Origin of the sequence: Bradyrhizobium sp. G127 (assembly GCF_021502575.1) — a bacterium.
Classification (GTDB): domain Bacteria; phylum Pseudomonadota; class Alphaproteobacteria; order Rhizobiales; family Xanthobacteraceae; genus Afipia.
Genome location: NZ_JAKFGN010000002.1, coordinates 1,373,644 through 1,398,183, shown reverse-complemented (window position 1 = coordinate 1,398,183; position 24,540 = coordinate 1,373,644). Strand labels below are relative to the sequence as shown.

Annotated in this window: 20 protein-coding genes; 10 read left to right on the top strand and 10 right to left on the bottom strand. The window is 54.4% G+C overall.

Features of this window, described 5'->3' with window-relative positions; translation table 11 throughout:
- Positions 1–4: 4 nt before the first annotated feature.
- From rfbC to LVY71_RS18695, 6 genes are all read right to left on the bottom strand, one after another.
- The gene (rfbC, locus tag LVY71_RS18720; protein ID WP_235101346.1) at positions 5–568 is read right to left on the bottom strand and encodes a dTDP-4-dehydrorhamnose 3,5-epimerase; all 564 of its coding nucleotides are present in this window, start codon (positions 566–568) and stop codon (positions 5–7) included.
- Positions 568–1,449 (bottom strand): glucose-1-phosphate thymidylyltransferase RfbA, encoded by an 882-nt coding sequence (gene rfbA, locus LVY71_RS18715; RefSeq protein WP_235101345.1) that lies wholly within the window; start codon positions 1,447–1,449, stop codon positions 568–570. Before rfbA ends, rfbC begins: the two co-directional genes overlap by 1 nt.
- Positions 1,446–2,363 (bottom strand): dTDP-4-dehydrorhamnose reductase, encoded by a 918-nt coding sequence (gene rfbD, locus LVY71_RS18710; protein ID WP_235101344.1) that lies wholly within the window; start codon positions 2,361–2,363, stop codon positions 1,446–1,448. The genes rfbA and rfbD overlap by 4 nt, the downstream gene beginning before the upstream one ends.
- Complete coding sequence (gene rfbB, locus LVY71_RS18705; RefSeq protein WP_235101343.1) at positions 2,360–3,457, bottom strand: dTDP-glucose 4,6-dehydratase; 1,098 nt, start codon at positions 3,455–3,457, stop codon at positions 2,360–2,362. The genes rfbD and rfbB overlap by 4 nt, the downstream gene beginning before the upstream one ends.
- A 177-nt stretch (positions 3,458–3,634) precedes the next feature.
- A complete protein-coding gene (locus LVY71_RS18700) occupies positions 3,635–4,849 on the bottom strand; it encodes a glycosyltransferase family 2 protein (RefSeq protein WP_235101342.1) in 1,215 nt (404 codons plus the stop codon).
- A gap of 5 nt (positions 4,850–4,854) precedes the next feature.
- Positions 4,855–5,040 carry a hypothetical protein gene (locus tag LVY71_RS18695; protein ID WP_235101341.1) on the bottom strand — a complete coding sequence of 62 codons (186 nt, stop codon included), beginning with the start codon at positions 5,038–5,040 and terminating at the stop codon, positions 4,855–4,857.
- A gap of 163 nt (positions 5,041–5,203) precedes the next feature.
- Here LVY71_RS18695 and LVY71_RS18690 point away from each other — a divergent pair, with 163 nt between their 5' ends.
- From LVY71_RS18690 to LVY71_RS18670, 5 genes are all read left to right on the top strand, one after another.
- Positions 5,204–7,780 carry a glycosyltransferase family 2 protein gene (locus tag LVY71_RS18690; RefSeq protein ID WP_235101340.1) on the top strand — a complete coding sequence of 859 codons (2,577 nt, stop codon included), beginning with the start codon at positions 5,204–5,206 and terminating at the stop codon, positions 7,778–7,780.
- 758 nt (positions 7,781–8,538) lie between these two features.
- Entirely contained in the window at positions 8,539–8,799 is a 261-nt protein-coding gene (locus tag LVY71_RS18685) for a hypothetical protein (RefSeq protein WP_235101339.1), read from the top strand.
- A 672-nt stretch (positions 8,800–9,471) separates the two neighbouring features.
- Entirely contained in the window at positions 9,472–10,146 is a 675-nt protein-coding gene (locus LVY71_RS18680) for a LuxR C-terminal-related transcriptional regulator (RefSeq protein ID WP_235101338.1), read from the top strand.
- A gap of 223 nt (positions 10,147–10,369) precedes the next feature.
- On the top strand, positions 10,370–11,812 hold the full coding sequence (locus LVY71_RS18675; RefSeq protein ID WP_235101337.1) for a glutamate-1-semialdehyde 2,1-aminomutase: 1,443 nt from the start codon (positions 10,370–10,372) through the stop codon (positions 11,810–11,812).
- 264 nt (positions 11,813–12,076) lie between these two features.
- Positions 12,077–12,325 carry a hypothetical protein gene (locus tag LVY71_RS18670; RefSeq protein ID WP_235101336.1) on the top strand — a complete coding sequence of 83 codons (249 nt, stop codon included), beginning with the start codon at positions 12,077–12,079 and terminating at the stop codon, positions 12,323–12,325.
- Positions 12,326–12,330: 5 nt separating this feature from the next.
- Here LVY71_RS18670 and LVY71_RS18665 read toward each other — a convergent pair whose 3' ends face one another.
- A complete protein-coding gene (locus LVY71_RS18665; RefSeq protein WP_235101335.1) occupies positions 12,331–12,768 on the bottom strand; it encodes a hypothetical protein in 438 nt (145 codons plus the stop codon).
- 182 nt (positions 12,769–12,950) lie between these two features.
- Positions 12,951–14,675 (bottom strand): Ig-like domain-containing protein, encoded by a 1,725-nt coding sequence (locus tag LVY71_RS18660; RefSeq protein WP_235101334.1) that lies wholly within the window; start codon positions 14,673–14,675, stop codon positions 12,951–12,953.
- A gap of 1,511 nt (positions 14,676–16,186) precedes the next feature.
- Here LVY71_RS18660 and LVY71_RS18655 point away from each other — a divergent pair.
- From LVY71_RS18655 to LVY71_RS18645, 3 genes are all read left to right on the top strand, one after another.
- On the top strand, positions 16,187–17,146 hold the full coding sequence (locus tag LVY71_RS18655; RefSeq protein ID WP_235101333.1) for a class I SAM-dependent methyltransferase: 960 nt from the start codon (positions 16,187–16,189) through the stop codon (positions 17,144–17,146).
- A gap of 262 nt (positions 17,147–17,408) precedes the next feature.
- Positions 17,409–18,065, top strand: a complete 657-nt coding sequence (locus tag LVY71_RS18650) for a class I SAM-dependent methyltransferase (protein ID WP_235101332.1) — start codon at positions 17,409–17,411, stop codon at positions 18,063–18,065.
- Positions 18,066–18,184: 119 nt separating this feature from the next.
- Positions 18,185–19,228, top strand: coding sequence for a glycosyltransferase family 2 protein (locus LVY71_RS18645; RefSeq protein WP_235101331.1), 1,044 nt, complete (start codon positions 18,185–18,187; stop codon positions 19,226–19,228).
- A gap of 194 nt (positions 19,229–19,422) precedes the next feature.
- On the opposite strand, the gene LVY71_RS18640 is transcribed toward LVY71_RS18645, so the two are convergent.
- Positions 19,423–20,676 (bottom strand): O-antigen ligase family protein, encoded by a 1,254-nt coding sequence (locus tag LVY71_RS18640; RefSeq protein WP_235101330.1) that lies wholly within the window; start codon positions 20,674–20,676, stop codon positions 19,423–19,425.
- Between the two features lie 63 nt (positions 20,677–20,739).
- On the bottom strand, positions 20,740–22,206 hold the full coding sequence (locus tag LVY71_RS18635) for a GumC domain-containing protein (protein ID WP_235101329.1): 1,467 nt from the start codon (positions 22,204–22,206) through the stop codon (positions 20,740–20,742).
- 301 nt (positions 22,207–22,507) lie between these two features.
- On the opposite strand from LVY71_RS18635, the gene rfbF reads away from it, so the two are divergent.
- Entirely contained in the window at positions 22,508–23,356 is an 849-nt protein-coding gene (rfbF, locus tag LVY71_RS18630) for a glucose-1-phosphate cytidylyltransferase (protein ID WP_235101328.1), read from the top strand.
- 10 nt (positions 23,357–23,366) lie between these two features.
- Complete coding sequence (locus LVY71_RS18625; protein WP_235101327.1) at positions 23,367–24,425, top strand: NAD-dependent epimerase/dehydratase family protein; 1,059 nt, start codon at positions 23,367–23,369, stop codon at positions 24,423–24,425.
- Positions 24,426–24,540: the final 115 nt, after the last annotated feature.

Here is a 24,540-nt window from a genome sequence, read left to right as displayed (position 1 = left end):
TAAACTAGAGGGGCTCCAGCGCATGAAGCGGGGCACCCTGTCTGTCCTTGTCGGACAGGACAGGGGGAATGGATGATTTTGATTGTGGGGAAAGTGACGGCCATTCGATCGCGACATCCGGATCGTCATACCGGAGGCATCGTTCGTGTTCAGCATACCAATAGTCGGTCACTTTGTATTGAAAGTCGGCGGTATCGGATAGAACCAGAAATCCATGGGCGAAGCCCTCAGGCACCCATAACGCTTTTCCGTTGTTCGCTGACAGATATTCGCCGACCCATTTTCCGAAGGTTGGAGAGTTTCGCCTTATATCAACTGCGACGTCAAAAACCTCGCCTGACGTCACACGAACAAATTTCCCCTGCGGATGGACGACCTGATAGTGCATGCCGCGTACAACGCCCTTCGTCGAACGAGAGAAATTATCCTGTACGAAAGTGACAGCTTTTCCGACGGCTTCGGTGAAAGCGCGCGCATTAAAGCTTTCGAAGAAAAAACCACGGGAATCCGTGAAGACCTTCGCCTCGAACACGATCACTTCCGGGATAGCAAGCGCAGCAGCAATCATCAGAAGATTCCGTGGGTCAGCAAACCGTGCAGATATTTTCCGTAACCGTTGTTTTTCATCGCAGCAGCAAGTTCCTCAAGGTTGGCGTCGCTGATCCATCCATGTCGCCATGCAATCTCTTCCGGGCAAGACACCTTCAATCCCTGTCGTTTCTCGAGCGTCGCGATAAATTGGCTCGCTTCAAGAAGCGTTTCGTGCGTGCCGGTGTCCAGCCATGCGTGGCCGCGCCCAAGTATCTGGACTGACAGCTGCTTCCTGTCGAGGTAAAGTTGGTTGAGATCTGTAATCTCCAATTCCCCGCGGTGCGACGGCTTGAGCGTCTTCGCAAGGGAAACGACCTCGGAGTCGTAGAAATACAGGCCAGTTACAGCATAGTTGGATTTTGGCTGCGTGGGCTTCTCCTCGAGCCGCAAAGCCCTTCCTGATGAATCAAACTCAACGACGCCATAACGCTCCGGATCATGGACGTGATACGCGAACACTGTCGCGCCGCTGCTGCGTTGCGAGGCGCTAGCCAGAAGATGCGAGAAATCATGGCCATAGAAAACGTTGTCGCCTAGCACCAGCGCGCTTGATGCCTGCCGGATGAAATTTTCTCCAATCAGGAAGGCCTGAGCAAGGCCGTCCGGTGACGGCTGCACAGCATACTCGATATTTAGCCCCCATTGTTTTCCGGTGCCCAGCAACTGTTCGAAGCGGGGAACGTCCTGGGGAGTGGAGATAATGAGAATCTCGCGGATGTCCGCCAACATAAGGGTTGAAAGCGGATAATAAATCATCGGCTTGTCGAAGATCGGCAAGAGCTGCTTCGAGATTGACAATGTTGCCGGATGAAGGCGGCTCCCGGAGCCGCCAGCCAAAACGATGCCTTTCCGTTTCATAGCAGTCTCGATCTCGCTACTTCTTCAATGAAGCGTCTGGCATGTAGTTTCCAGTCCGGTAAATAGACGCGAAACCGATCGCGTAGCAGTGAAGTGTCCAGCCTTGAATTCTTTGGACGAATAGCGGCCGCAGCGTAACTTGCGCCTGTTACCGGAAATACGTGATTTGGATTTGCCTTGATCGGCAAACCACGATTGTGGGCTAGCCCCAGAAGAAACTGCGCGAAATCATACCAGCTTGTCTCGCCTGAAGCCGTCAGATGATAAGTTCCGGACAGTTCCTCCGGTTTGTGAAGGCTGTTCAACTGACCGAGCATGGCGGCGGTGATATCCGCAACGAGGTGGGCGCTTGTGGGCGCCCCGAAACTATCGGCCACGACCTCGATCTGATCCCGTTCGATCGCGCGTCGCAAGATTGCCCACGGAAAATTGGATCCGTGCACGGAGTAAAGCCAGCCGCTGCGAACGATGAGATATTTACAACCAACATCACGGATCGCGACTTCGCCGGCCGCTTTACTATGACCGTAAACGTTCAGTGGGCGAGGCCGATCCTCTTCAGTATAGGGACCGGCTTTCTCACCGTCGAAAACATAGTCTGTAGAGTAGTGTACGAGCCATGAGCCGAGGCGGGATGCTTCCTCCGCCAGGATGCGCACGGCCGTTTCATTGATCTGGTATGCTTTCGCTTGTTCGGTTTCAGCTTTGTCGACCGCGGTATAGGCGGCCGTATTGACGATAAACGCCGGCTGATGAAGCCGGATCTGAGAACGAAGTTCGTCTGCATTTTCAAGATTTACAGACTGTCTGTCACAGGCCATCAGTGGGCCAATGGTGCTAAGCGAACGCCGGAGCTCCCAGCCAAGCTGGCTGTCTTTACCGAGAAGCAGGATCTTGGGGGAGGACGATGTCATCGTGCGGAGTAATTCTGGCCCAGCCAATCGCGATAGCTTCCGGCAACGACGTTGTCGGTCCATGCGGAGTTGTCCAGATACCAGCGCACGGTCTTGCGAAGTCCGGATTCAAATGACTCGCGGGGATGCCAGCCGAGCGTCTGGCGTATCTTTGCAGCGTTAATGGCATAGCGCCGATCATGGCCGGGCCGATCAGGCACGAACGTAACCTGTCGTCTGTATGAGCCTTTCCCGGACGGACGCTCCTCGTCAAGGGCATCACAGATCGCGTGTACGACATCCAGATTGCTTTTCTCGCTGTCGCCGCCGATCGCGTAAGTATGGCCAACTTGTCCGTCGCGGAGAACAGCACGAATGGCGGAGCAATGGTCGCTCACATACAGCCAATCGCGAACTTGCAGGCCGTCGCCATAAACCGGAAGGGGCTTGCCGGACAATGCATGGTGGATCATTAGCGGGATGAGCTTTTCGGGAAATTGGTAAGGGCCGTAGTTGTTCGAACAGTTGGTTATGACAACCGGCAGGCCGTAAGTGTGATGCCACGCACGCACGAGATGATCGGATGCGGCTTTGGACGCGGAATAGGGACTGTTGGGCGAATAGGGGCTGCCCTCGTCAAACGGGTTCGCGTCGGACGTCAGTGATCCATACACTTCGTCGGTTGAAACATGAAGGAACCGGAACGTTTCTTTCTCTCGAGGTGCGAGTATAGTCCAGTACTCACGCACTGTTTCGAGAAGCCGAAAGGTTCCGACAATGTTTGTCGTGATGAAATCCTCCGGGCCGAGTATCGACCGATCAACGTGAGACTCGGCTGCGAAGTTGACGATCGCGCGTGGCCTGACTTTGGACAGAAGCGGTCGCACCAACTCCACGTCACCTATATCGCCGTGAACAAACGAGTGCCGTTTGTCCCCTTGTAGCCCGGCGAGATTGTGCAGATTTCCGGCATAAGTCAGCTTGTCGAGCGTAACAACCGGGACATCCTGGCTTGCGCACCAATCGAGAACGAAATTCGCGCCAATAAACCCGGCGCCGCCGGTCACAAGGATGGGAGAATATCCATCTGTTCTGAGAGCAGTAACGACAGTCATCCCAATGGGTTCCGGGTAATTTTAGCCTAGCGTGTGAGCAACCGTGGTCGGCTCCAGCGCGGTTATTAGGTTGACGGCAAATAAAATGCCACTACAGATTGTATTTGACGACTCTCATAAGAGCAACAATTGCGTAAACAAGGAGAGCAGGCGTCATTCCACACTTCTACGCTTTGCTCAGTTGTCGGACAACGGCCTATACGCACTGCGTGTGCTTAGGAAATTTGCTACAATTTCCAGAAGCGGACCTTCGCCTGAAACGATTTCTGCGTCACCGTGATCGTTGACGCGAATGAACGCCATGGTGTCATCCGGTTGATATTTGACATCGGATGTTCTTGCGATGGAAAACTCGCCGAGCGTCTGCCCCCAGGCCATTGCAATGGTGTAGATGCGGCTGCGGCTGCATGCTTCATCGGCAACGAAAGTGACGTGAGCGCTGTCCCGCAGGGCGCTTGCGACCCTGATAATGCTGAGCCATGTGCGATTGCGGCCAATCAGGCCGGAGCCTTGCAGGAGCAGGTTGCGTGTCCCGTCGGATCGGCTGTGTTCCGCGACCCAGTCGACCCTATCGAAATGCGGCGGCGTTGCGGTGCCAAATACGCGCTCCTGGATGAACTTCCCCCATCTGTCGACAAACTTGCGATGGTTGCGGTGAATAATGGCTGCCCGGCGCGGGTTGCTCCAGATCGCTGTCGACGTTGCGCTTTCTTTGTGGATAACCGTGGTACCCGCGCAGCAGTAGGTGAACAGACCCATAGCGCGAAGGCGCAACATTAAATCAACATCTTCGAAATATCCGGGGTCGAACAATGGATCAAATCCGCCTGCAGCCAAAAATGTATCACGGCGCAGCAAAAGGCATGCTGCGGAGCAGTAATCGACGATGTGTAAGCCCGGCTCAGATAGAACGCTCGCGGGTGACCGCGCGAGACCGTGACGGATCGTCCAGCCATCCGGACGAACATAACCGCCGACCTCCTGCAGTTGACCATTTGGATATCGCAATTCGGCTCCCACAGCTCCAGCGCGATGGGCAGTCTCAAGCGCATGAAGGAGCGGGCCGATATAGCCAGGCGTCACCACGACATCGTTGTTCAGAAACAGAATAGCATCGCCGCGCGCAGCCTCGGCGCCGATGTTATTTGCTTCTCCAAAGAAAAGGTTCTGATTAAGTTCAATCAGCCGTGCGTCATGAAGGTGACAGGCATCACGAACCGTCGACTTTTCATCAGGCCTGCTTCCATTGTCGACGACGATGATCTCGTATTCCACGTTCGATGTATGGGCCCGGATGCTCGCAAGGCACTCCTGCGTCATCCTTCCGAGATTCCAGTTCAACACGATGATCGAAAGGGTGAGAGAATGCTCTCTATAAGAGATATCGGCCATAATTGTTATGCATCGCTTTCGCCGCGTGACTTGCGCCATCGCCATTTATCAGCAAGTTTCCTGTATCGATGCACAATTCGCCATCCCGGGGACGCCATCGCATCTTGCAGAAGCGCGGTGACCAGATTCATTCTTGCCTCCAGTTCCGCATTGCGGTTCTTGAGTGCGGCGAGCTCGTCGATTTTCTCCATCCAAATCACTGCCTTTCTGGGATACCAACCTGTTCGGGAGCGGTGAACAATATAGTTCCGCGTCTATACCAGAAACAATGCTTTTGGGCTTTTCCGAAGTGCGTGCGCCAGCCGGCAGTATTGTTGGGACAGAGACAACTGCATCTGCGAAGTGTAGGACAATATGAAGGTCAGAGACTTAGTTCAGAATACAGTTTGGATTCCAGGGTCGGAATATGCGGAGGAGCAGAAGCCGGCAATTTCGGTACTACTGCCGACGTTCCGGCGCGGTGCTAGCGGCTTATTTCGGAAGGCCGTTGAATCGGTTCTTAATCAGACGCTGCGGGACATTGAACTGATCATTGTCGACGACGCGAGCACGGACGGCACCGCCGATCAGATTGCGGAATTCATGCAGCGGGATGGGCGCATCAGTTGCTTGCGGCATCCCCTCAACATCGGCTTGCCCGCTATTTCCGAATTTGAAGCCTTCATGAAGGCACGCGCCGATTACATCGCGTTCGCATTCGATGACGATTTCTTCTATCCGGACGCGCTGGAAAAATTGCTTGAGCACAGCCTCGATAATCCGGGCAGGGTCTGTTTCGGAAGCGTTATGCAGCGGGAAGGGCGCGGAGGCGTTACGCAAAAGGTTCGCCTTGGCGTGCCACTAACTTCGAATAACCTGCGGAGTTGGAATTCAATTCCGAATTGTGCGGTGCTTCTGCATCGCGATGTCATTGAACGGGTCGGGCTTTATGATCCTCACATCTTGATGACTAGGGTATGTGATTGGGATCTCTGGCGCAGAATTGGAGAACACTATCTACTGCATCATGTAGAGGTAGATGTAGGAGAGGTAACCGGTCCTGAGACCGATGATTCGCTGGGAAGGACGCATTTTCTCTCGTTTGACGCGAGCGAGGAGTGGATGCGAGGTAGTTTACGAAATCTGAAGCCTCAAGAGTATCTCGACCTTGATGTTTTTGCGGTCACGCCCGAGCTCTCATCGCGAACACGCATGATGATCTTAGAGCTTAGAGTCAAGTATGAGCAGAGAGGGGAGACTAATCTAAGAGATTTGATAAGTGGTGACGATAATAAAGTCATTTTCGTACTGACACCTAATCACGACGCATCAACAACGCTTTGCTTTGACTACTTGCCGCCAATATTGCGAAGCAAGATTCGTATTATACGTTCGTCAGGTGCCTTTCCACTGGCAGAAATTGCCAACGCTTCTTGCATTATTGTCGTACGATATCTTGCTGCAAACGATGCTTGGGCCGCTGCGGCAAAGCGCTTGAAAATACCGATCTATTATTTTCTCGATGACAATCTTCCCGAATTGGTATCGAAGGAAGGCGTAACATTTGCCGGTTCGGAGATATTCGAAGCGAATCAACTGCGCGTCCGGCTTCGGGATTTCACTGGCATATTGGTAAGTTCGCCGATGCTTGTAGAGTACTTCGAAGCAAATCTCCTTCACCCGAATGTGCAGCTTTTTCCGGTAAGTTATGCTGCGGCGCCTCCAGAGATTCTGGCCTCCCCCAAGAAAGTGGCAAATGAGTTAGTTGTAGCTTCAATGGGCGGACGACACCGTCAGAAGGGCTTGCAAAATTGCGTGCTGCCTGCGCTGAGACAGATCGCAACCAAGAGCCGGCCGATTCATGTCATCATTGGCGGCTGTTGGGCCGAGGACTTTGATAATTTCAGAGCTGCGGATGAGGTCAACGAGAACATTCAAACGACACTTCTCCCTCTTGAAGTCGATTGGACACGTGCTGTATTTCAGATCGCGTCCTTCCGTCCGGATATTCTTGTGCATGCGCCCAGCAAGACGCTCAATAACAAGTACAAAACTTTGAATGTAGCGCTATGTGCCTATGTTCTCGATGCTGTTTTGGTTGCGCCTAATGATCCGCCCTATGATCTCGTGGAGTTTGATGGGGCGGCCGTTCGCGTCGAACCTGCAAATGAACCGCGGGCGTGGCTGAATGCACTGCAAGGCCTTCTTTCTGCCCGTGGAACATGGGAAGGCTACAAGGAGACGAATGCGGCGTTTTGCCGGACGCAATTTTCGGGCGAACAAAACCTCGTTGTAATGAACGAGATTCTTCGAAGGGCGCCGGCAATTACCCCAACTGTCGTGGAGAGCAGACTCAAGGAACTATGTTTCTCTGTTTCTGCCGGGAGCAATGTTGCGAGCTCGGAGTCGCTTCGTGCGAGCTTGCTGCAGCTTTCGCAGATGCGCACCAGATCGCGGCGCAATCAGCGCTATCGGCCGCACCGGCCGCGAGAAGATATCTGGCCGCGGGTTTCGCCGGCGTTCGAGGACATCCGGCAGCATATTATCAAGAACAAGATACGCTCGAATTCGAGTTATCTGGAACTGTCCGACTCGATTCACGATATGGCGTATGCGGAGTATCCGGTTCATCTCAAGCAAGGGCAACTTAAGAGCCTGACTTGTGCATTGTCGTCAGAAGGAATTCACGACGGGATGATCGGCGTTGAATTGATTGCACCAGATGGCACGATGGTGCTTCAATCATCGATGGACCTCGCGCCATTGAATTTGCATCTTCCCGTGACATTCGATCTGCAGAAAACAATCGTTCCGCGGGATGGGACATGGCATATCCGATTTTTCGCCCGTTCGACATGGCCGGTCTACGTTCTTGAGTTTGCGGAATATGCGCGCTTCGGCTGGATCAGGCGTGTGATCGCTCCGTTCATAAAGATCGAGTACAATCGTTAGACTGAGGCAAAGGTGCGTTCCACGATATAGCCGCGTCCTCCGGATTCTTGCCTAAATGGGTACTCGTTGCCCGAGTGGGCTATCCGCACCGGCCCACATTGTCCAATTTACCGTTCAGCGAAGCTATGTCCTGTCCTTCAATTGTGCGAAGCCCGACCATGACGGCTAGCCAGCGGAATCGAGGCGGCAATCACCAAGCCGTCCAACTGGATGAGGAAAACCATCGTAGGTTGGTCTGAGGCCGGCGCTAGTTTCGACGCGCGCTTGAACGTAGCGATTTCCTCTTGTCGTGCGGGCCGAGCAGTGAGTGTTGCGTTCTCAGTGCAAATTGGGACGCCGCCAGCAGTGAGCGCACTCAGATCCAGCCTCAGATTTTGATCAAGTGAGATTCCAGAGGCTTCTGAGATATCCGCGGCTTCGAATGTGAGTATAGATCTGTCGTCAACGTCGAGCGTAAAGATCTCAGCTGACCTGGTCACGTTCATTCACCTCAAAAAATATTCCAAAAGAAGTGCTAATAGAGGGCGTTGGCACTGGTGCGGAACTCACCTATTCGCTTTTGCGTCATTCGAAATTTGCGTGTCTTTGTGGGGCTGCTGATGTCTTCCAATATTGACGGCTGTCAATAAACGGCCGACGCGAGCATGTAATTTCGTCGCTGGTTACCTTCGAATGACTGTGAGCTTCGCTATCGACATTGAGCAACGAACATTCTGGGAGAGTGTTCGTTGACGCGGAAGCACGAAGGGAGAAATGCCTTGCGTTCTGATGCGTATGTCCTGGACAAGATGCGTCGTCGCGTCCTTGCCGGCCTCACGCCCGAAGAGACTTATGAGTTCGAATTATTGGATGCTCAGATTCCGTTTAATGGAAAACCCGTTTGCCATTCGGCCGGGTTGTCTCTTCCTCCAAAAGAGCATCGTTGGTTGGAGCTTTTCAAGAAAATGGAAGCGCACACTGCTTCATTGCCGTCTCACGCACCGGAATATGACCAGTTGAAGTGCAGAGGAGCTCAATGAGGAAGGCTGAGATCAAGCCGGATCCGTAGTGATGATGTTTTCCATGCTCACCAGAACGAGCCGGGAGCAAGACGATGTTGAAGCCCCTTGTTGTAGGGACAGCTTTGCTGTGTGCTCACACAATCGATGCCGAGGCCCGCTCACGCCATAGAGCGTGGTGCGGCATCTACCTGGCAAAATACTTTGGCATCTCGAATCCTCGTCTCGCGGTCGCGCGTGCGTGGGCAAGCATCGGCTCGAACGCCGGTGGGCCGACTATTGGAGCCGTTGTGGTTTGGTCTCATCACGTAGGTGTCATTACGGGCAGGACAGCGGAAGGCGAATGGATCGTCCATAGCGGAAATGATGGTGGAGCGGTTCGGACACGGCCGCGTTCAGTGGCGCGAGCAATTGCATTTAGAAAACTCTGAGATCTCGACAAAAGAAAATACATCAAGGGTGCGTCAACGAACAGGAGCATGCGACGAACGCAAGCAATGCAACAGAAGTCGATCAGAATCTAGGGCCGGTTCGGGATGTTCGTCTCAACACGCTCGGAATAAGCGCTCCGTCAAGGGCGGGGCGAATCCGCAGTCGATCGATGGAACCAAGAGAGTGTCAATAGAATTGCAAATGCCAGGGAGGGCCAGCATTCGGATGATATGTGACGATTACAACATATAGGATTGCAGCGTGTCCATTATTCTGGTTGTCGATGACCACAGCGTCTATCGGGCGGGTCTTCGAGGATTGATAAAGGCCCGGTTCCCATATTCTCGAGTGGCTGAAGCTCCGAAACTCTCAAGTGTTGATTCAAACAGTCATTTTGATTTGATCCTGATTGACTCCGCAAGTCTGAGCTATGAGACCCTCGACCTGCTGGCTGAATTTCACGAGGGGAGGCCGGCGACGCGCGTCGCAGTTATGGTCACCTCAAAGATTCGAACGGACGTGCTGCATTATCTTTCGGCGGGATTTCATGGTGTGGTGCACAAGCTTCAGCCGGAGGAGGAATTGTTTGCTGCGATAAGCGATCTACTTTCCGGACGAATATACGTACCAGGTTGGCTGGCGGATACATCCGATGAGGATCGTCATCGTCCGTCGCCAGCGAGTATCCAACAAGAAACTCTAAAACTCACGCCCCGACAGAACGAAGTTTTGAACTTGCTTGCGCGAGGGATGTCGAACAAGGAAGTCGCGCGAGAGCTGAATATCGCGGAAGGCACAAGTAAAATTCATACGGCTGCACTTCTGCGCGCGCTTGGCGCTAGAAACCGCACAGAAGCCGCATTTATGGCAGCGAAACTGGCTACAGCGCGTGGATCTAAAGCCAAGCCAACTATCAAGAACAAGCCTAGGACCTAGAACATTTGCGTTGAATGAAGGTGAGAAATCTAAGGACGCGCATTTCAGAAGTAATGCGACTCAAGACTTCCGCTTGAAGCGCCTTTCGAGTTCAGTCGTAACATCGGGCGATGCGTCATAGCGGTGGCGGACTTGAGATATCTCAACTTTACCGAGATGCCCCCTACCATAATGGAACTGCATTATTTCTCGGCCTGTTTTTTTAGGTATTGGGACGTAGTTCATGAAACTGGAACAGTTTGACCAATCCGCCATACTCGTCAGCGACGAGAGGCGAGATAGATTTGCTGCGTCCGACGCGTTGCGCCTTCGTGCACATTCGGTGATACCGGGGGGGGCGCATACCTATGCCAAGGGCGACGATCAATACCCGGTCTTGGCACCTGGGTTCATTGCAAGAGGGCTGGGCTGCCACGTTTGGGATGTTGATGGCAACAGGTTCATTGAGTACGGGATGGGGTTGCGCGCCGTCGGGCTTGGACACGCATTTCCGAAAGTAGTTTCCGCTGTCCTCAGGGAGATTTGCCGCGGAAATAATTTCACGCGGCCTTCGCCACTGGAGGTCGACTGCGCTGAGAGCCTGCTCGAGATTGTGCCCGGTGCGGAAATGGCGAAGTTCACGAAAGACGGTTCAACCGCCACCACTGCCGCTGTTCGACTCGCCCGAGCGTACACCGGCCGCAGCCTGGTTGCGCTGTGCGCAGACCACCCTTTCTATTCTTATGACGATTGGGCGATCTCTACGACGCCGATGAACGCCGGCATTCCGCAGGATATCAGCGATCTGACGCTGACTTTTCGGTACAATGATCTCCCTGGGGTGGCGGCGATGTTTTCCGCTCACCCGGGGCGTATTGCAGCTTTAATCCTGGAGGCCGCCAAGGATGCCGAGCCTGCGGACGGATTTCTAGCGGGTCTGCGGGAATTGTGCCATCGTAACGGCGCGCTTCTGATTATCGATGAGATGATTACTGGATTTCGCTGGCCGCAGCACTCGGCCCAACGCCATTACGGCGTTGAGGCCGACCTCTCAACGTTTGGCAAAGCGTTAGGCAACGGCTTCGCGATATCTGCACTGGTGGGCAAGCGCGAGATCATGCGGCTCGGCGGCTTCGATCACAATCGCGATCGTGTATTTCTGTTGTCGACGACTCATGGTGCCGAGACTTCCGCGCTCGCCGCCTCGCTGGCGGTGATGAAGATTTATCGCAGCGAGCCTGTTGTCGAGACGCTGGAGCGGCAAGGTCGGAGACTGCAGGCTGGCATTGAAGATGCGGCGGCTCGCCATAACGTAGCTGAACATTTCCAACTCTTGGGCCGATCTTCCAATCTTGTCTACGCTTGCCGTGACCGCAATGGTGCGTTGTCGCAAAGTTTTCGTACGCTGTTTTTGCAGGAGATCATTCGCCGCGGCGTGCTTGCTCCCTCGCTGGTCGTCAGCTATTCGCATTCGGACGACGACATCGATCGGACGGTGGAAGCCATCGATGGCGCCCTCGGCGTTTATCGTCGGGCGCTCGAGGACGGACCTGAAACTCATTTGGTGGGGCGGCCGGTACAGCCGGTGTTTCGTCGGCGCGCAACGCCGGCTCCGCGGGTGACCCGACCGCGAAAGCAGTCCCGTTCGTCGCCGATCGATCGCGCCCTTCCTGTTGTGTCTCCATGATGGATTCCCCGCGCCAGTGAAAAGGGCTGGCTACTTTGTATCAGGAGGGGCAGAGGCTATCCGGTGTCGCTTTCGCTTCTATCGTGATGCGCGGCCAAATTTACATACCTGCTGCCAGCTGCTGGTCGTCGCGGATGGATATCAATCTCGAGAGTTCCACAGATGCCAACCCCATGGAGGACTGTTTGTCGGTTTGCAGCCTGGGTGTTATTGGCAGCCTTAGCCATAGTGACGATTGGGCCTATCTCGCAACGGCCTCTGACATTGTTACCTGCCAATCTAGAGCGCTTCATTGCGTGGGGTTGCGTGGGGGGCATTTTTGCGGCGGCATATATTGATCGCTTGCTTGTGCTGCCCTTCCTGCTCATCGGCGCGGCGGGTTTGTTCGAACTGGGTCAAATTGAGATTCTTCAGCGCCACGCTCGTTTGGCTGATTTCCTGGTAAAGGCTGCCGGAGGACTGGTGGGCATTGGCTCTATTCGAGCCATTCAGTTCCTTTACTTAGCGAAATAGCGAATTCATCGCTCTTGCGGTTCTTTGACAAAGGCATCGAGTGGCGCTGTCATCTGTCGAATCCGTGCTGCCACGGCTTTCGCCGCGATCTCGCCTTCGGTTATTTCGTAGGAATGTTCGGCAAACAGTGTAGTGGCCTGAACTTGGCCAAGATCGAAAAAGGACTTCACTGCGCTCCAGCCCTGGAGGTCACGAAATGCTGGATTAAGCGTATTGGTCTCTTTGTCCACTTCGTACGACAAACCATCTTCCGCGAAGATGCCTGAGTCGCACGCAAGACCCACAGCGCACGCCGCTGTGTTGCACGGGCGCTGACCCAGCCAAAGAAATCCAGCCCGTCGGTTCTCGGCTTTACCCCAGTTTTGAAGATTAAAGCGGGGGGCATCGTTGCCACGGTACCCCTCCAACAGTACCGCCAGTCGCTCCAGACGTTCACGGTTCATATTGTCTTCCGTGTTTCTTTGAGAATTGGAAACATGATCGAAACGATAATTCTCTCACGTAGATGGCCGCCCGAAATGCATGCAGGCGAGAGAGAGCCTTCCCTGAGATCACATTGATGCCCACTCCCGTCAGCTAACGCGCGCTGAGGGAGCGATGCTTCAATGCTGAGCTTCCAACTCGGCTAATGTGGTTTAGCCAATGTCTGCGCCAAGTTTGCACTCAAGTCGGCCTGACGTAGTGCCCCGGCAAGGCCGGCACCTGAATCAGCAAAACTTGTGGCTGCGTATTGGTTTACTAAATCCATCGACGTTTGGATAACGGCGCTTTGCTGGAGCGCTGGCTGAGCCGCGCGGGCTGTTCCCACAGCGACCAGGCTGACATTGTCGTAGAGTGCGCCCAGCCCGTCAGCCCCCTGGTCAGAGGCCTCCCGGAAGGTGAGGCGGTCCTCTCCGCCGGTGCCGGTAACGGAGAAGCTAAAGGCCTTCCAGTCGCTGCCGGCGGTGCCGGGCACGACGGACGCGACCACCTGGTCGTTCCACAGCACCTCCATTGTGGTCGTCGAGCCGGTGAAACCGGGGCGCGAGCGCGCATCGAAGGTGAGCTCGTAGCTCTGTCCGGCAACAGTTTTCACGGACTGATAGAAGCCGTCACGAGCACCGAGAAAATCGAGCTCGCCAAAGTTTGAACCATCCGTCGCCTTTACGTTGTTGAGGTTGTTCCACAGTTCGATCGTCCCGCCGGTCAACGCAGTCCAGCCGGGAATGGAACTGAAGCCTGCCCAACGGCCCGATGCGACAGGGGACGCCTCGAACGACCCGTTCACCAGCAGGTTCGCACCTGTCACTGGCGGTGACGTTACTGGGGGCGACGTCACCGGCGGCACAGATGCCGCATCCACTCTCAGGCTTAACGCAGATGATGCCGAACTGGTGTTACCAGCGGCATCCGTCGCCCTCGCAGTAAAGTTGTGCGTACCAGTAGGCAATTGGGCCGTCGCAACACTCCAGGCACCGCTCGTTGTCGCCTTGGCCGTGCCGATCTGAGTTGTCCCGTCGAACAATTTGACGGTGCTGCCTGCCTCCGCCGTGCCGGACAATGTCAGGACGCTCGCAGTCGTGATCCTGTCTCCGACGGTGCCCGTATCTGGTGTGAACGCGACAATCTTGGGCGCCGCAGGCGCAGTTGTGTCAGGCGTGCCAGTAACCGGGGGAGTCTGTACTGATCCAAGCAGCGGCGGAGGATTTGCCTGGAATTGCGCTGTGGTTGAAGAATAGAAGCCCAGCGTGGACCATTGGGTCGAGAGCTCTTTCCAATTGTTGGTGCCGACTCCCGGATTATTGCTGAAATCGCTTACAAAAGGGGCGCTCGCATTGCGCCACCAGTCGGCTCCCAGCTGGGCAATCAGGTGCAGATTCGGGTCGGTCACCCGCATGTCCATTTGGACATACACGGCGTCGACAGATCCGGCTGCGAAAGTTCCCCGTGCGGTTGGCCAGATATGGTCCATATACCCGGCCGGAGGCGCACCGATGGCCGTGCTGCCGCCTGAGCCAGTGCTTATCCTCATGTCCCGGGTGGGGCCGGAGAAGTCAGTAACGAACTGCCCCCCGGTGATTCCGCCTGTTGCCTGATTTTGAACCAGGACCCATTCGCCGGTAGCTTTGAGGTGAACATAGGTTCTTGAATTCGCAATTTCGATCGATGCCGATGTATTCGTATACGCCGGAGTTCCGGCTTCCTGATAAATATGCGCCCAACCGGTCACGGCGGTGAAATTGGACGGAGGCGTGGGGTCGTCCACGTTCCGGCCGCTGTAAAAGCCCCAACCCGCCGGTACGCCAACGGGAACTCCGTCGCTGCCGCCAACCGTGTTTTGGGCGATGATGTTCGAGATAGAAATTGCCATTCACTTGTTCCCCTAATGGTTCCGCCCATCCCCAAACCTAACCTTTGCTCACAAGCGCAATCCGCATTGTGAGTCGGTCAGATCAAAATCGAGGGGAACGCTGGCAACAGACTTTGTCGTGAATGTGTTTCGTTTTGGGGCAACCGTTGAAAGGAGGGTAGAACGCTTCAGGACTGCGTTGTGAGCTTCGCCGAAACACTTGAAACCAAACCACTTTGCAACCAGACGCGGCAAAACGTCCCTCCGTCGATAATGTCAGGGGCGGATGGAACTGACATCCAATATCAATTTCTTGCAGGAGGAACTCCAAACTCGTGGGAAGACGCGCCGGAGGCTTGGTCGATCGCGGAGGCCCGCTATCGTGCGTGGCCAGTCTCGCCTGGCAGAGAAGGAACAATAAGCGGGTGGTCGGCCCTGCGATTTGGAAGAGAGCATGGAGAAGCAGTCGCGCGAGGTCTGACATCGCGAGGTGTTGGCGCTGTTTCCGCGAGCGGGGGCGGCGGATTCATCAGAAGCCTGTGTGTACTCCAAGAATAAAAGCGGAGAGTGGACCAATCCGTCGAAAGTTCGACCCAGTTACTCATCCCGGCCCCCGGATTGTTGGCGAAATTCCGCAGAAATGTGGAGCTTGCGTCACGCCACCAATCGGCTCCAACGTTCGCGACGAACTTCATGCTTGCGTCGTTTATTTTCATATCCATTTCGACATACACACCATCGACGCTTCCGGCGGGATAGGTGCCCCGATCTATTATCCAGAAGTGGTTATTGTATCCCACGGGTGGAAAGCCGATGGCCACGCTGCCGTCCGGCTGCGTGCTTAACTTCATCGGAGGAGCGGGCTTCGGTTTGAAGTCCGAGACAAAGTGGTCCCCAGCGATCCCGTGTGCCGACTGGTCCTGTATTAATATCCATTCACAGGTGCCGCTGAGGTGCACGTAGGTTTTTGCATTTGCGACCACGATACCTCCATCCGGATTCGTATACTCAGGCGCTCCCGCTTTTGGATAAACTTGCCCCCATCCTGTGACGGCGGTGAAATCCGAAGGTGGCGAGCTGGCGCCCGGAGGCTTGTGCGAGCCGCGATACCACGCGTAATTCCTCGGCACTCCGAAAGGATATCCCTGGCTTTGGCCGGGAGTGTTCTGATCTATCGCATCCAAAATTGGCGAGATCGTCTTCTTATCAGGCAATACTTCTGCGGGACTAGCCAGAACGAAACTTTCCGACGCCATACAGAACGCCACGGCTAGCCCCGTCAGGTGAAACGCTCTGGCAGGTCCGTTTGTACGGAGACTCAGTTCGCAATATCGCATGAGTGCGAGCGACAATATGAGAACTAGGAACTCGTAAGGATCGAACAGCATGGCGAGATCCCCAAGAGTCCAAAGTATAGGCCGCGCTTATCACCAAGTTGACGATCCTCAATAAGCCCGTAGTGGCCTCGATTACGATCCAGTCGCCAGCTGCGTGCTGCGGACCGCAGTCTGCGGCGTTGTGGAGTATCGGCCATGAATGGAAAGTCGGGAGGGCCCACTACGTTTGAGGAGTGGCGCCAGCACCATTATGAAATTGAAAAGAAATATGCTCGTCAGATACTGGAAACGCCAAAGGGATCGGATCAACGCCGACAGGTGTTCCAGCAAGCTTACAGCGATGTGATTGGTAACATAATCGAGAACTACAACCCCGGCGGGGGCGAAACTAATTACACCGATACGGTGGTCGGTATCGTGAAGTCGCTATTATCACCGTCACGCAAGCATACTGCGACGATCTTCGATCTGGGCTGCGGGAGCGGCAACTTGCTGATGGCGCTGGCGAAGGACGGATACAATGTTTACGGCATCGACGTGTCTCAAGCGTCGATCGCACAGGCGAAGCAGGATCTCAGCCGCTTCGCGATATCAGACCACGTTGAGCACGGCGATTTTCTTGACTACGATCCCCCGGCAAAGTTCGACGTCATCGTCATGGACAATGTGATTGAACACCTGGTGCCGGACGAAACGCCCGACATACTTGCCAAGTGTTATGAGATGCTCGCTCAAGATGGTTATCTGGTGGTTCTGACACCGCATTCGTTCTCCGGACCGCATGATGTCAGCAGGTATTTTTTGCCCTTCGGCTCGAAGGCGGAAGGATTTCATCTGAAAGAGTTTTCTTTCACCGACATGAACGAGTTCCTCTTGGATGCAGGTTTTCAGGAGGTCTGGGGCTTTCCATTCCATCCCAGGCTGCTGGGTAAATATCACCTCACGCCCAAACCGTCTGAATGGGCTGCTCGCAAGAGCATGATGTTGGAAAAGGTCGCGCAACTCGGGCCATTTCCAAAACTCCTCAGGCTTGGTCGGATGTCTGCGCGTATGGTCACGGCTCTCGCGTTCCCCACGGTTGCGGTAGGTGTAAAGCGACTGGGAGAAACGTCGAGCAAAGATGCGGGTCGGCCGTTGCATACAAAGCCGCAATAGCTCCGGGGGCATTCTAAGGGGTCTATTCGAGCCCAATTTAGCAATCGTCCAAGTTGATGATCGTCAAATTTCCCAGCGGCCGGCAGCATTACTCTGCGGCGTCTGGACTCTAAGTGTGTCCGCGGCAGCTGCGACGCGACGTAGGAATGAAGATTGAATAAGGCTCGGTTTCTGAATCTCCATTACAAGACCGGGCCTAGCACGTGTGACGCGGTCGACGGGTCGCCTGCGAGACGTCTTGCATGTATCCGGGGAATGAAAGATGTCAGGTTTATTCACAGTCATATCGCCGTTTATGAAAGCGTTCCGGATATCGCGCGCCCGGCGGATCAAACGATTCTTTCCGGATATCGACAATCGTTCGGTAGCAGACGTCGGGGGTTCGCTTCATTTTTGGGGATTCGTAAAATCGGAAATCAAGCCAAAGCGAATTATGATCTATAATATAGCGCTGGATCGTCAATTTAATCCTGACAACCTGGGGCGAGACTCTGACGACATCCAGGCAACGGTCTACGATGGAAAACACATTCCGGTAAATGACAAGCAGATTGATATACTGATCTGCAATTCAGTTATCGAGCACGTTCCACCACCCGAACGCATCGGACTTGCGCGCGAGATTACCCGAGTAGCGCGAAATTACATTATCCAAACTCCCGCAAAATCGTTTCCGGTTGAGCTTCATTTTTTAATGCCGTTCCTGCATTGGTTGCCGAGGCCCATGGGCCGAGTTGTTGCGAAGTTTTCACCATTCGGACTGGTGGAGCGCAATGCAGCGCTGACGAGACAATTGTTCGATGAAACAAATCTGCTAACCGCCAAGGAGTTTCGACGTCTCTTTCCGGAAGGGCAGTTCGTCATTGAGCGGTTTCTCTTCTTGCCCAAGTCCTATCTGATCATCAAAGCTGCTACATGAGCGCGCCGGTTGTTCAATCAGGATGCAGTCGTCTTGAGCGCGTTGTTAGAGAACTCTCGGCGTAGGATCGCAGATTGATGGCGCCCACGGCAACATCAGTGTCAGGACAGGAGTGGGCGATGTCATCCTCATCGGAATCGGCGGGCCGTCCCCTCATTACCGTTGCAATTCCAACGTTCAACAGAGCCGCATTGCTCAGAAGTTGCGTTCAGTCGGCCTTGTTGCAGACTTATGAGAACATCGAAATACTCGTTTCGGACAACGCATCGGAGGACGATACGGCGGAGGTCTTGCAGGAATTCACCGATAAAAGGCTGCGGGTAATAAGACAGGAAGCAAACATCGGTCTTCTTCCCAATTGGAATATATGCTTGGCGGCTGCCAGGGGCGAATACGTCGTTTTGGTTTGCGACGACGATAGAATACATCCGCGATTAATCGAACGGTGCGTTGATGTCATCGGAAAGCAAACGCAAGTTCCTATCGTTGTCGCATTGAATAACTTCCATATGTCCTCGTCGGGCCACACCAGGCCAGCCCGCGCCAGTAAACGCATTGGCTCGGGACTCCGGGACGGTATGGATGTGCTTATGGAATTCTTGACCGATGAGATTACTGTCGCAAACTGCAGTGTTATGATGCGAACGGAGATCTTGCGTTCGCGCGGGGGATTTCCGCTCGATTATCCTCATACAGCGGACGTCGCAGCTTGGGCGCCCCTTCTCTTTGGAGGTAAAGTCGGTTTCGTCAATGAAGCTTGGTCAACCGTCAATTTTCATGCCGATTCGGAAACGGGCAGATTGAGTGCAGTGCAGATTCTGTCGGACGGCTGGAGGGTTGCGAATCTTATTTCGGAGTTGGCAGAGGAACGCGTCAAGGTTGTATCTGAACGCCGGGAAATTGAGTTGCAAGCGAGGCGCTGTTTTTCTCGGCGAGCCTTGTTGTTTTTGGCGTATTACCGCAGCAGCGGCGCCGGTTTGTCCGAGATTTTAGCGCTGGTATGGCGCTTTCGAAACGACCTCGTTACCGTGAACAAGTTGTCGGTCCTGAAATTTGCAGCGGTCATCCTCTGCCCAAGGCCGATAGCAGAGCGACTTCGGTACCTCAAACAGTCATTCGCGCAAGCTTGGCGACATCGTCAAACGGCCGTCAAACCTGGATGAGATCGCTCCAGGCGAAGCGCAGGCGTCTTCGTCTGAGTTCTCGTGCGCGATCAGCTCGGCTAACATCAGCAGCCTGCGAGGAGAGGTTATGCTGGTACGGCGACGTTGATCCATGCGCATCGGAAGGACCCTTCTGTCGGGTCTCTTGCGAACGAGGCCTGCGCTCCAGGCGTCGGCGGCCGGTAATCGGAAAACTAGGCTTCGTGGGCAAGTTCCGTCGCATCGCCGTTGGACGCGATGTTTCCTGACGCCAATGAAAATCGCCCAGCGTATGTGAAATAAAGCGTCATTGAAGCGAAATGGTCGATCAGATTTTCGGAAAGGAAATAGATCAGTAACACCATGAAAAGTACCCTGGTCAGACCTGCCTTCAGATTGAGCAGTACATGCAGCAGGAAGCAAACGAACACAGCCAGGTTGATCAGTCCGTATTCGACGAGCAAGCGGAGATAGTCGTTGTGCGGACCCAACTTTAAAACGGTTAGATCCGGCGTTTGCGCGATACCGTATCCAAAAAGAATCGTCCCGAAGCCCTTGCTCGAATAGACCTCCCATATATTCGTCCAGTGAATCACGCGGAAAAATCCGGATAAATCTGTCGTTCCCGTGAGTTCAACGAGGCGTCGAAATGACATCCTTGAAACGGTCTCGGGGCCGAGCTGGACCAGGAGGTTCATGCTATCGAATGTCGCAAAAGCCCGATCGAACGCACCGAGCCAAACAGCGGTGACGGCGACGATAATGAAGATCGCCAGCGCGATCACCGATTCCTTTCTGATCGGAATCCCGATCCACAAGCCTATGGCAACCACAGTTGCCACGGCCGCTCCCACCTTGTTCATCAACGCTACATTGACGAATTGCAGAAGAATCGCGCGCCCCCCAAACCGCTCTGCCAAAGCAAATACAAGAGCGGAGAAATACAAGGTGGCTACGTTGGCGTTGGCAAAATAGGAAAATGTATTGCCAATGTTGTCCTGGATAAATTCAGGAATGCGACTATCTCCGAATGCCAAATAGAAGAAAATCGGCAAGGCCGCCAGAAAACAAACATACCGAATTTCAATTTGGCGAAATTTCTCCGCACTGACGTGGCCGGCCGCATAAAATACATAGATGGACAGGTATTTAATTCCGACGATTATCGACGCGTTCGACGCATTAAAGAGAATGCTCAGAATCGTAAATGCGCATGCGGCAGCAATATAGAAGATGTTTGCCGCGCTGTTGTGCTGCGATCGGAATAAAATATATGCGGCATAGGCGATCAGCCCGATGCATACAGCATTGCTGAGAGTATTGAATATTGCGGAATTCAATAAATGATAGAAAAACGTGAGGACATTTATCAGGGCGACCGAGGCAAGAATCGTCACAAAATACTGCGAGGATGCCGATTTGTGGGCGCCTTTGGAAAATCCCAGATCGCTGTCGGTCAGATAAGCCATCAAGGGGTCCTCTGAGGCGCTTGCCGTCGGCTCTGTCCCGGGACGCCACAGGTTGGATGATTATTATTCCGCAGCCTGAATATCCCTAACCTGAATCTCCCTAAGGTGACTGCGCACAGACCGTTTAACGGCTTCGTCGATGGCGTTTCCGAGATCGTCCTCGGTTTCGTCACGCCTGCGAATTCGGGTCAGCTCAAGCATCACTGCAATTCCCGACCCCAGCGCCAAGCCAGCGACCAACGCCAAAATGAAGATATGTGCTGCTCGCGGAAATACGGGAACGGTCGATTGCTCCGCCAGCTGGACCACCCGAACGCTCGATAGTTGCGTCTTCTTGGCAATATCCTGGTTGATTTGCTCCTCGATCACGCGGCTTCCGTAGTGGTCTGCAGCGATTGAAGCTCTTGTGAGGACGCGCTTTAGCCGGTCATACTCTGCTTCCTTTGATGAGAGAGATGCCAGCTCTGCATTGACCTTCTCAAGCTCGGCAGTAAGGTGCTTCTCGAGTCTGAGTGAACCGTTCAGATCGGTGTTAACCTTCAACAGATTAGCCATTGCATCCTGATAGACCTTCACGAGAAGCAACGGCGGCGCTTCCTCATTCTGCACCACTCCGACAGCGTTCTCAGTGTCCTTATGATCGCGTCCGCGAAGATTGTTCACGACGCCGGTAACTGTTCTGGATTGGTATACGGGTCGCAGTATCATGAGTTGATCCAGAATTGCCTGCTTCTGGCCCTTCCGGTCTTCTATCGACCCACGCGTTGAGGCAATCAGGTTCCCAAGGTCATCTGCTCGCTTGAGAAGCAACGTGCGCTGATCCGCGACCGAATAGATCGAGGCTGATATCGAGAAATCCCTAAGATCGGTGCCTGCCTTCTCAGCTTCCTGCTCCAATCGCTTCGTCTGCTGCTGAAAGAAAATTTCGGCGCCAGGAACTTGAATGAGGTCGGCCTGCGTGGCCACCAAAGCGTTCGCCAGCTGGTTCAGGAAATCCGACGCGATGGCCGGATCGCGATAGCGGAAGGATATCCGCAGAAGGTCAGTGCGCCCTTCCGCCTTGGCGGAGATAAGGCTGCGCAGGACAGCAATTTCCGACTGCTGTGTATCCAGGGGTTCCGCACTGTTCTTGGTTTCGCCGAACTGAAAGTATTCTGCAACACGGAAGTGTTCGGCCCATTGACGAATTGCCGGAGTCAAGCCTCCTTCATTTTTCTTAAAGAGACGATCGAAGCCTACCTGCGAAGCTGCCAGTCGAATGACCTGATCAGTAGTCGCAATCCGCGCCAGAGATTCGATGCGGCTCGTAAGATCCGGGCCTTCACCAAAGGGACCACCTGTCGTACGATCCTTAATTCCCTGTCCGACACGCAGCAACGTGTAGGATTCGTAGCGTTCACCGACGGCGCTATAGTAGAGAAATGCTGCGGCTGATGTGAGAATGAGGGCCGCATAAATCACCCGCTGCCGCCGCCACAGGACCGGCAGCATATCAGCAAGCATTTGAACGTAGTTGTTGCTGTGTGGCACGGCCAAGGCTCCGCATTCACAGTTGACCATTGGGCACGGAGAACTGCTTGTCGCGTGCGAGCTCCGACGCGTGCGCCATTACCGAGGAGAACACTGCGCCTCTTGCGCGCCGCCGATTTGACGATTGTCAAGTCTCGCGATCCGCATGCGAACGAGCGCGGAAGCGACACCCCGCGTGAAGTTAAAAAGGAGTTGACAGTTATCAACTTGCCTCCGCCGGCTGCGCCTACGTTTCCTAGGAGCTTTGCCGCGAGCCGGTTGGCGTAATAGCAGAATTGAAAAACAGGCAGGAGAGAAACTGATGAAAGTAGTCATTCTTGCCGGCGGCTATGGTACGCGGCTTAGCGAGCATACTTCTGTGGTCCCGAAGCCGTTGGTTGAGATCGGCGGGCGGCCGATCCTCTGGCATATTATGCGGCTCTATTCGCATCACGGCCTCAACGAGTTCGTGATCTGCTGCGGCTACAAGGGCTCGATCATCAAAGACTATTTTCTTGATTACATGGCCCACCAAGGCGATTTCACGGTCGACCTCCAACGCAACCGGATTGAGACTCATCGAAACGGAAGCGAGCCTTGGAAGGTCACGCTGGTTGATACCGGCGAAAAAACGATGACCGGTGGCCGACTCAAGCGGGTTAGGGAGTATCTTGGGAATTCGACGTTCTGCCTTACCTACGGTGATGGCGTGAGCGATGTTAACATTCGCGAGCTGATCAGTTTTCATCATCAGCAGGGCGCGCTGGCAACCGTCACGGCCGTTCAGCTGCCCGGTCGCTTCGGCGCAATAAACCTGTCTTCCGATCGCCCGCGGGCTGCCCGCTTCCGCGAAAAAGACGCGCGCGACGGGCAGGTGATCAACGGCGGGTTCTTTGTTGTTGAGCCGGAAGCGCTCGATCTCATCGATGACGACAGCACGAGCTGGGAAAACGAGCCGCTTGCACGTTTAAGCGAGCAGGATCAGCTCGCGGTCTATCGGCATCAAGGATACTGGCAGAACATGGATACGCTGCGGGACAAAGCGGTCTTGCAGGAACAGTGGGATACCGGAAAACCACCCTGGTGCGTTTGGAATCGCGAACCTGCGGCATCACTGAAGGAAAGTTCCAAGTCTCCCCAACGTGTCGCGACCGGTCAGGCCCAGATCTGAAGGAAAGCCAATGCGCATTCTGTACACAGGGGCGGACGGCTATATCGGCGCGGTGCTGGGTCCCAAGTTACTGGATGGCGGTCATCAAGCGACTGGTATTGACACCGGGCTGTATCGGCGAGGTTGGCTGTTTGACGACGGCCGTACGCGGCCAATGGTCATTTCCAAGGACGTTCGCCATTTATCGCAATCTGACCTGACGGGACTGGACGCGGTAGTTCATCTGGCTGAGCTTTCAAACGATCCTCTTGGCGAGAACGATCCCGAAATCACGATGGAGATCAATCATCGTGGGTCGGTCGAGTTCGCGAGAAAATGTAAAGCCGCAGGCGTCGCGCGATTTGTGTACGCGTCGTCCTGCAGCATTTATGGAGCGGCGGGTGCTGAACTTAAATCCGAAACATCAATGGTCGATCCGCAGACCGCCTATGCGCGCTGCAAAGTTTTGGTCGAACGCGACCTGACTGCAATGGTCGACTCACGTTTTACCCCGGTGTTCCTCCGGAATGCGACCGCGTTCGGCGCGTCGCCTCGGCAGCGCTTTGACCTCGTCCTCAACAATCTGGCGGGCTTTGCTTTTACGACAGGTAAGGTCCGCGTGATGAGTGACGGGACGCCGTGTCGTCCGTTGGTCCACGTGGACGACATTTGCCAGGCAATCCTGGGTGCGCTTGAAGCGCCGAGAGAGGCCGTATGCGGCGAAGCTTTCAATGTAGGCACTGAAGCACAAAACTATACTGTTCGAGAGATTGCGGAAATCGTCTCTAAGACGTTTCCGGGCTGCGAGGTGACATATGGTCCAAGCGGGCCGGACAATCGGAGTTACCGGGTATCATTCGAAAAAATTAGAGACCGCATTCCAAGCTTCAAATGCCAGTGGAGCGCGGAGAGGGGTGCGATGCAGTTGAGGACAGTGTTTCAACGGATTCAACTCGACGAAACGATGTTCAACTCTCCGCCGTTCACGCGGCTGTCCGAACTGCGCCACCTACGACATACGGAGCAACTCGACCCACGGCTGTTGTGGACTCCGATCGAGGAGATGATTCCAGCTGCGGCGAATTTTTGAGACTTGAAGCTCGAATGCGCGCCAATGGGAACGCACGTCCAGCGCGACGGAAAGTCGTTGTGTTCCCAGCACAGTGAGTGTCCGAGGTTTGTTCAGCCAAATGAATGATGGCTGC